Consider the following 8,513-nt stretch of genomic DNA (forward strand, 5'->3'; position numbering starts at 1 on the left):
CGCAAATCCCCGTGTAGGAGCTGCCGCAGGCTGCGATCTTTTTTGTCTGTATCTCAATATGTGGGATGTATATTTATATATTGAGATTTATCCCGTTCCGGGTTTATAGTCCGCTCACTCACTACCAAAAAACAGAACAGGTGAAGCGATGCTGGCGCAATTGATCGCGCTCGATTGGGGGACAACCTCATTACGTGCCTACAAACTTGCCGAAGGTGGCCAGGTGCTCGAACAGCGTTCGCTGTCTTCGGGGATCATGCAGCTGCCCAAGGCGCCTCGGGTCATCAACGGTCGCGAATGCGCCGACGGCTTTGAACTGGCGTTTGACCAAGCCTGTGGTGACTGGCTCGACGCGCAGCCGGATCTGCCGGTGATTGTCTGCGGCATGGTCGGCAGCGCCCAGGGCTGGCGCGAAGCGGCTTACCGCGACACACCGGCAAACGTTGCCAATCTCGGAAACTCCCTACAAACCGTTCGCAGTCTTCGCGGCGTCGATGTGCACATCGTCCCAGGCGTGATCCAGCGTTCGCGCCTTCCAAACGTGATGCGTGGCGAAGAGACACAAGTGCTCGGCGTTTTGCCGAACCTGTCGTGCGAGACCGGCGCACAGGTTCTGATCGGCCTGCCGGGCAGTCATTCGAAATGGGTGGAAGTGGCCGATGGCTGTATCGTGCATTTCGATACGTTCATGACCGGCGAAATCTTCGCCGTACTCAGCGAACACAGCATTTTGGGGCGCACCCAGCAGCGCGGCGGTTCGTTCGATAGCGAGGCTTTTGATCGCGGTGTGCAAGTCGCGTTGTCGGCGGACGGTGAAAACGGCCCGCTCTCGACCTTGTTCAGTGCCCGCAGCCTTGGGCTGACCGGCGAGCTAAGTGCAACTGCGCAGCCGGATTATCTGTCCGGCCTGCTGATTGGCCATGAACTGGCGGCCCTGGCCAGCGTTCAACGGCGTCGGCGCAACAGCGCGCATCTGCCGTCGGTCATCCTCATCGGCAATTCCCAACTCTGCCTTCGTTACAGCCGGGCGCTCGACGCCTGTGGTTTTGCGCGGGTGACCCTGGCCGAGCAGGCCACCGAACGCGGGTTGTGGCAATTGGCACTGGCTGCCGGCCTGATCCAGCCCAACCCAATCCGTTAAACCTGACTGGAGTCCTGACATGCTCAAACAAGCACTGGCGCAAAACGGTCTGATCGCCATCCTGCGCGGCCTGCGTCCGCAAGAAGCCGCGGCCATGGGCGAAGTCCTGTACGCCGCCGGATTTCGCGTCATCGAAGTGCCGCTCAATTCCCCGGAGCCGTACGACAGCATTCGCATCCTGCGCGATACCTTGCCCGCCGATTGCCTGATCGGTGCGGGAACGGTGCTGACGCCGGAACAGGTCGAGCAGGTGAAAGCGGCGGGTGGTCAGGTGATCGTCATGCCCCATAGCGACGCCAAGGTCTTGCGCGCGGCGAAAGCGGCGGGGCTGTTTCTGTCGCCGGGTGTCGCCACGCCGACTGAAGCGTTCGCGGCACTGGCCGAAGGCGCGGACATTCTGAAGATGTTCCCCGCCGAGCAGATGGGCCCGGCTGTCGTCAAAGCCTGGCTCGCCGTACTGCCGGCCGGAACGATTTTGGCACCCGTCGGCGGGATCACACCGGACAACATGCAGGTGTTCATCGACGCTGGCGTCAAGGGTTTCGGCCTCGGCTCGGGCCTGTTCAAACCGGGCATGAGCCCTGAGCAAGTGGCGGCCAATGCCAAGGCCTATGTCGCTGCCTGGAAAGCCCTTCGCTAAGAATTTTGGCGCCGCGAGCGCTCATCCAATAAGAGCTGCATTGATAAAAAGAGAGCACAGATGAAAATCACCAAACTGACCACCTTCATCGTTCCGCCGCGCTGGTGCTTCCTCAAGGTCGAAACCGACGAAGGCGTAACCGGCTGGGGCGAGCCCGTGGTCGAAGGCCGTGCCCACACGGTGGCGGCTGCCGTTGAAGAATTATCTGACTACCTGATCGGCAAAGACCCACGCAACATCGAGGACATCTGGACCGTGTTGTATCGCGGCGGTTTCTACCGTGGCGGCGCGATCCACATGAGCGCCCTGGCCGGTATCGACCAGGCGCTGTGGGACATCAAGGGCAAGGCCCTCGGCGTATCGGTCAGCGACCTGTTGGGTGGTCAAGTGCGGGACAAGATTCGCGTGTATTCGTGGATCGGCGGCGACCGTCCTGCGGATACCGCGCGGGCAGCGAAAGAAGCGGTCAGTCGTGGTTTCACTGCGGTGAAAATGAACGGCACCGAAGAGCTGCAATTCCTCGACACCTTCGAGAAAGTCGACCTGGCCCTGGCCAACGTCGCCGCCGTGCGTGATGCGGTCGGCCCGAACGTCGGCATCGGCGTGGACTTCCATGGCCGGGTGCACAAGCCGATGGCCAAGGTGCTGATGAAGGAACTCGACCCGTACAAACTGATGTTTATCGAAGAGCCGGTGCTCAGCGAAAACTACGAAGCCCTGAAGGAACTGGCGCCATTGACCAGCACGCCGATCGCCCTGGGTGAGCGGCTGTTCTCGCGCTGGGACTTCAAGCGCGTGCTTAGCGAAGGCTACGTCGACATCATTCAGCCCGATGCATCCCACGCCGGTGGCATCACCGAAACCCGCAAGATCGCCAACATGGCCGAAGCCTACGATGTGGCGTTGGCGCTGCATTGCCCGCTGGGGCCGATTGCGCTGGCGGCGTGCCTGCAACTGGACGCGGCCTGCTACAACGCGTTCATTCAGGAACAGAGCCTGGGCATCCATTACAACGAGAGCAACGACCTGCTCGACTACGTGAAAGATCCACGGGTCTTCGATTACGACAAAGGCTTCGTGAAAATCCCGAACGGCCCAGGCCTGGGCATCGAGATCAACGAGGAATACGTGATCGAACGCGCCGCCGTCGGCCACCGCTGGCGCAACCCGATCTGGCGTCATGCCGATGGCAGTTTTGCCGAGTGGTGAGTGCTCTCTGACCCACTCGAGCCCTTGTGGGAGCTGGCTTGCCAGCGATGGCGTCCTGTCAGTCACATTTATGTCGGATGTGCCACCGCCATCGCGGGCAAGCCCGCTCCCACAGGGTTCAGCACAAGCCTACAAATCGACCTCAATAAACATAAAAAGAGGCACCCCCCATGCAACCGCAAACCCTCACCGGGCAGGCGTCGTTGGTGACGCCCAGCCGCAAGCGTTTTTTCATCATGGTCCTGCTGTTCATCACCGTGGTGATCAACTATCTGGACCGCAGTAACCTGTCGATTGCCGCGCCGGCGCTGACCAGCGACCTGGGCATTGACCCGATTCACGTCGGCCTGATCTTCTCCGCGTTCGGCTGGACCTACGCCGCCATGCAGATTCCCGGCGGCTGGCTGGTGGACCGCGTGCCGCCGCGCATTCTCTACACCGCAGCGTTGCTGCTGTGGTCGATTGCCACGGTCATGCTCGGTTTCGCTGGCAGTTTCATCGCGCTGTTCGTCCTGCGCATGGCGGTCGGTGCCCTGGAAGCACCGGCATATCCGATTAACAGTCGCGTGGTCACCACCTGGTTTCCAGAGCGTGAGCGCGCCACGGCCATCGGTTTTTACACCTCCGGGCAATTTGTCGGGCTGGCGTTCCTGACGCCGGTGCTGGCATGGCTTCAGCACGAGTTCGGCTGGCACATGGTGTTCGTTGCCACCGGCGCAGTGGGCATCGTTTGGGCGGCAATCTGGTACGCGGTGTATCGCGAGCCACGGGACTTCAACGGTGCCAACGAAGCTGAAATCGATCTGATCCGCGAGGGCGGCGGGCTGGTGGATATCCAGGCGGATCAAGCCAAGGTCAAGGCCAAGTTCAGCTGGACCGACCTGGGCATTGTCCTGACCAAACGCAAGCTCTGGGGCATTTACCTCGGCCAGTTCTGCCTCAACTCGACACTGTGGTTTTTCCTGACGTGGTTCCCGACCTATCTGGTGAAATACCGCGGCATGGACTTCATCAAGTCCGGTCTGTTGGCGTCGCTGCCGTTTCTCGCGGCGTTCGTCGGCGTGCTGTGTTCCGGTTTCTTTTCGGACTTCCTGATCCGTCGTGGGTATTCGGTCGGTTTCGCCCGCAAGCTGCCGATCATCAGTGGGCTGCTGATTTCCACGTCGATCATCGGTGCCAACTTTGTCGAGTCGACGCCGCTGGTGATTGCCTTTCTCGCGCTGGCGTTCTTCGGCAACGGCCTGGCTTCTATCACCTGGTCGTTGGTGTCGACCCTGGCTCCGGCGCGTTTGCTCGGACTCACCGGTGGCGTGTTCAACTTCATTGGCAACTTGTCGGCGATCGCCACGCCTATCGTGATTGGCTTCCTGGCCAGTGGTGATTCTTTCGCTCCTGCGATCACCTATATCTCGGTTCTGGCATTGATCGGTGCACTTTCCTACATCTTGCTGGTGGGGAAGGTCGAGCGTATCAAGTTGTAGTCGTGGCACGCGGGCGACCATAATGCCGCCCGTTCACTCGCTCAACGGTAAAGGCTGGATATGCAGGAAGACGCCCCAAAAATCGCCAAGGACGCCGCACCAACCGGCACCCAGACACTGCTTCGCGGGCTGGGTGTGGTCCAGGCCGTGGCCAGTGGCGCCCGTGATCTCAAGGAAATCGCCCGGCTGATCGGCACCACGCGCAGCACCACCCATCGCTTGGCCAGTTGCCTGGTGGATGAACGCTATCTGCGGGTGGTGCCGCAAGTCGGTTACTTGTTGGGGCCCAAGCTGATCGAGCTGGGGTTTCAGGCACGCGAAGAGTTGCCGCTGGTGACGCTGGCCGGGCCGTATCTGGATGAGTTGTCGGCGCTGACCGGCGACACCATTCACCTGGCCATTCGTGAAGGCGACGAGGTGTTGTACCTGCACAAGAACCCGGGACGTAACGGTCCGGAAATGCGCTCGCGGGTGGGCCATCGCATGCCGTTGGCGCGCACCGGGATCGGCAAGGCGTTGATGCTCGATGACTCGCCTCAAGAGTGGCTACGGCTGTATGAGGTCAGCCTGCCGGCGGGTGGGAAAAATCAGTTCTGGCCGCAGCACCCGGAGCAATCCTGGGAGCAGTTCGAGCAGCGAATGATCGAGTACGTGGCGGGTGGTTACGCCTTCGATCTGGAAGACAACGAACCCTCGATCCGTTGCGTGGCGGCGCCGATTCGCGATGCCAGCAAGCGCATCGTGGCCGGTATCAGCATCGCCAGCACCGTGCCGTACATGCCGCTGGAAAAAATGGCCGAGCTGATTCCCCTGATCAAGGGCGTTACGACCCGACTGTCGGCCGAGTTGGGGCTCAAGGTTTAAACACAAAAAACTGTGGGAGCGGGCTTGCCCGCGATAGCGGTGTGTCAGCTGACTGCAATATTGGATGAGTCATCGTCATCGCGGGCAAGCCCGCTCCCACAGGGTCTTGTATTGACCCTTGAATCGCGGGCAACAAAAAGGCCCCCATTTCGGGAGCCTTGATGTTCAGCGGTTTGGCTTACATGTTCGGGTAAGTCGGGCCGCCAGCGCCTTCCGGCGTTACCCAGGTGATGTTCTGTGCAGGGTCCTTGATGTCGCAGGTCTTGCAGTGAACGCAGTTCTGGGCGTTGATCTGGAAGCGCTTCTCGCCATCTTCCTTGGTAATCACTTCGTACACGCCGGCCGGGCAGTAACGCTGGGCTGGCTCATCGTACAGCGGCAGGTTCTTGCTGATCGGCAGGCTCGGGTCGGTCAGCTTCAGGTGGCACGGCTGCTCTTCTTCATGGTTGGTACCAGAGATGAACACCGAGCTCAATTTATCGAAGCTAATCTTGCCGTCCGGTTTCGGGTAGTCGATCTTCTTGCAGTCTGCGGCCAGCTTGAGGCAAGCGTAATCCGGCTTGGTGTCGTGCAGGGTGAACGGCAGTTTGCCGCCGAAGATGTTCTGGTCCAGCCAGTTGAAGCCGCCACCGACAATGGCGCCGAACTTGTGGATGGCCGGGCCGAAGTTGCGGCTGGCGAACAGCTCGTCGTGCAGCCAGCTGTTCTTGAACGCGTCGACATAGGTGGTCAGTTCTTCGGTACCGTCCTTGTCGGCGAACAGCGCGTCAGCCACCGATTCGGCGGCGAGCATGCCGGACTTCATCGCGGTGTGGCTGCCCTTGATCTTGGCGAAGTTCAGGGTGCCGAGGTCGCAACCGATCAGCGCGCCGCCCTTGAACACCATTTTCGGCAGCGAGTTCAGGCCGCCCTTGCAGATGGCGCGGGCGCCGTAGCTGATGCGCTTGCCGCCTTCCAGGTACTGCTTGAGCACCGGGTGATGCTTGAGGCGCTGGAACTCGTCGAACGGCGACAGGTAGGTGTTGCTGTAGGAAAGATCGACGATCAGACCAACGACCACCTGATTGTTTTCCAGGTGATAGAGGAACGAGCCACCGGTGTTCTCGGTGCCCATGATGTCCATCGGCCAACCGGCGGTGTGCACGACCAGGCCAGGCTGGTGCTTGGCCGGGTCGACTTCCCAGATTTCCTTCAGGCCGATGCCGTAGTGCTGGACGTCGGAATCATTGTCGAGGTTGAAGCGCTTGATCAGTTGCTTGCCGATGTGGCCACGGCAACCTTCGGCGAACAGCGTGTACTTGCCACGCAGTTCCATGCCCGGGGTGTACAGGCCTTCTTTAGGATTGCCTTCACGGTCGACGCCCAGATCACCGGTAATGATCCCGCGAACGATGCCGTTTTCGTCGAACAGTGCTTCCTGGGCGGCGAAGCCCGGGTAGATTTCCACGCCCAGGTTTTCGGCCTGCTGAGCCAGCCAGCGGCACAGGTTGCCCAGGGAAATGATGTAGTTGCCTTCGTTGTGCATGGTCTTGGGCACAAAGAAGTCAGGCACTTTCTGCGCGCTTTCAGCGTTCTTCAGAACGAAGATGTCGTCGCGGGTCACGGGTGTGTTCAGCGGCGCGCCAAGTTCTTTCCAGTCCGGGAACAATTCGTTCAGGGCCCGTGGTTCGAACACGGCACCGGAAAGGATGTGAGCACCGACCTCGGAGCCTTTTTCGACCACGCAGACGCTGATTTCCTTACCAGCTTCGGCGGCCTTCTGCTTCAATCGGCAGGCAGCGGAAAGACCAGCGGGGCCGGCACCGACGATGACCACGTCGAATTCCATGTATTCGCGTTCCACAGGTTATCTCCTACTCAAGGCTCAACAGTTTTTTCTATTTTTTTAAGGTTTGGTGTCGCATCCATGAATCCCAGCGCAACGTCGGGAGTGGACAATCGAACAACCACCTTTCTCTTTGGGTGGCGCATTATATCTACACCACTCTCAGGGTCCAATACAAACGTTTGTTTGAATTGGCTCAAAGCCAGAGAAATCAAAGTCACGCGGCTTATGAACGGCTATTTTGCCGTATTGACCGGAATAGGTGTTCCGGTCAAGATACGGGCGGTTTTGCGCTCGCCGTAGGCTGACTGTTGGTTTCAAGAGCACCTCTAAAGACAGGGCGATGGCAGTGGAAAGTGATGTGCTGCGCAGGTTCGGCGCGCAGTTTACACGTCGCGGTATTGAATGACTCGTCGGTCACTCCTGACGAACGGTCATCATCATCGTGAACGAGGCTCACTTGACACGTTTGCCGGCGTTTTTGGAGGTGCCCTTGTGCCCCATGAGCATCAACCGCCAGGTTCGCCTAGGCGACTTTCTTTTCACCGGAGAGTAACGAGGAATCCATGAAGGTTCTTGTAGCTGTCAAACGCGTTGTGGATTACAACGTCAAGGTCCGCGTCAAGGCGGACAATTCCGGCGTCGATCTTGCCAACGTCAAGATGTCGATGAACCCGTTCTGCGAGATCGCCGTTGAAGAAGCCGTACGCCTGAAAGAGAAAGGTGTTGCGACTGAAATCGTCGTCGTCTCCGTCGGCCCGTCCACCGCTCAAGAGCAACTGCGCACCGCGCTGGCTCTGGGTGCCGACCGTGCCATCCTCGTCGAATCCGCCGAAGATCTGACTTCCCTGGCCGTTGCCAAACTGCTGAAGGCTGTTGTCGACAAGGAACAGCCTCAGCTGGTGATCCTTGGCAAACAAGCCATCGACAGCGACAACAACCAGACGGGCCAAATGTTGGCTGCCTTGAGCGGCTACGGTCAGGGCACGTTCGCTTCGAAAGTCGAAATCAGCGGCGACAGCGTAGCTGTTACCCGTGAAATCGACGGCGGCGCGCAGACAGTTTCCCTGAAACTGCCAGCCATCGTGACCACCGACCTGCGTCTGAACGAGCCGCGCTACGCGTCCCTGCCAAACATCATGAAAGCCAAGAAGAAGCCTCTCGAAGTGCTGACTCCGGACGCTTTGGGCGTTTCCACCGCCTCCACCAACAAGACCGTAAAAGTCGAAGCGCCGGCTGCACGCAGCGCGGGTATCAAGGTCAAGTCGGTGGCTGAACTGGTCGAGAAACTGAAAAACGAAGCGAAGGTAATCTAAATGACTATCTTGGTTATTGCTGAACACGACAACAAAG

General features: G+C 59.5%; 7 protein-coding genes. 6 read left to right on the forward strand and 1 reads right to left on the reverse strand.

Features of this window, described 5'->3' with window-relative positions:
- Positions 1-148: 148 nt before the first annotated feature.
- From ACRESJ_RS15080 to ACRESJ_RS15100, 5 genes are all read left to right on the forward strand, one after another.
- Positions 149-1,141: a 2-dehydro-3-deoxygalactonokinase gene (locus tag ACRESJ_RS15080; protein ID WP_431758609.1), complete on the forward strand. Its 993-nt coding sequence runs from the start codon at positions 149-151 to the stop codon at positions 1,139-1,141.
- Positions 1,142-1,160: 19 nt separating this feature from the next.
- A complete protein-coding gene (locus ACRESJ_RS15085) occupies positions 1,161-1,781 on the forward strand; it encodes a 2-dehydro-3-deoxy-6-phosphogalactonate aldolase (RefSeq protein WP_431758610.1) in 621 nt (206 codons plus the stop codon).
- Between the two features lie 60 nt (positions 1,782-1,841).
- On the forward strand, positions 1,842-2,990 hold the full coding sequence (gene dgoD / locus ACRESJ_RS15090; protein ID WP_007908327.1) for a galactonate dehydratase: 1,149 nt from the start codon (positions 1,842-1,844) through the stop codon (positions 2,988-2,990).
- Positions 2,991-3,160: 170 nt separating this feature from the next.
- A complete protein-coding gene (locus ACRESJ_RS15095) occupies positions 3,161-4,471 on the forward strand; it encodes an MFS transporter (protein WP_431758611.1) in 1,311 nt (436 codons plus the stop codon).
- Between the two features lie 60 nt (positions 4,472-4,531).
- Positions 4,532-5,335 carry an IclR family transcriptional regulator gene (locus ACRESJ_RS15100; RefSeq protein WP_431758612.1) on the forward strand — a complete coding sequence of 268 codons (804 nt, stop codon included), beginning with the start codon at positions 4,532-4,534 and terminating at the stop codon, positions 5,333-5,335.
- A gap of 178 nt (positions 5,336-5,513) precedes the next feature.
- On the opposite strand, the gene ACRESJ_RS15105 is transcribed toward ACRESJ_RS15100, so the two are convergent.
- Entirely contained in the window at positions 5,514-7,178 is a 1,665-nt protein-coding gene (locus ACRESJ_RS15105; RefSeq protein ID WP_431758613.1) for an electron transfer flavoprotein-ubiquinone oxidoreductase, read from the reverse strand.
- Positions 7,179-7,726: 548 nt separating this feature from the next.
- Here ACRESJ_RS15105 and ACRESJ_RS15110 point away from each other — a divergent pair.
- Entirely contained in the window at positions 7,727-8,476 is a 750-nt protein-coding gene (locus ACRESJ_RS15110) for an electron transfer flavoprotein subunit beta/FixA family protein (protein ID WP_007987229.1), read from the forward strand.
- Positions 8,477-8,513 lie beyond the last annotated feature (37 nt).

Origin of the sequence: Pseudomonas sp. (genome assembly GCF_050739655.1) — a bacterium.
GTDB lineage: Bacteria > Pseudomonadota > Gammaproteobacteria > Pseudomonadales > Pseudomonadaceae > Aquipseudomonas.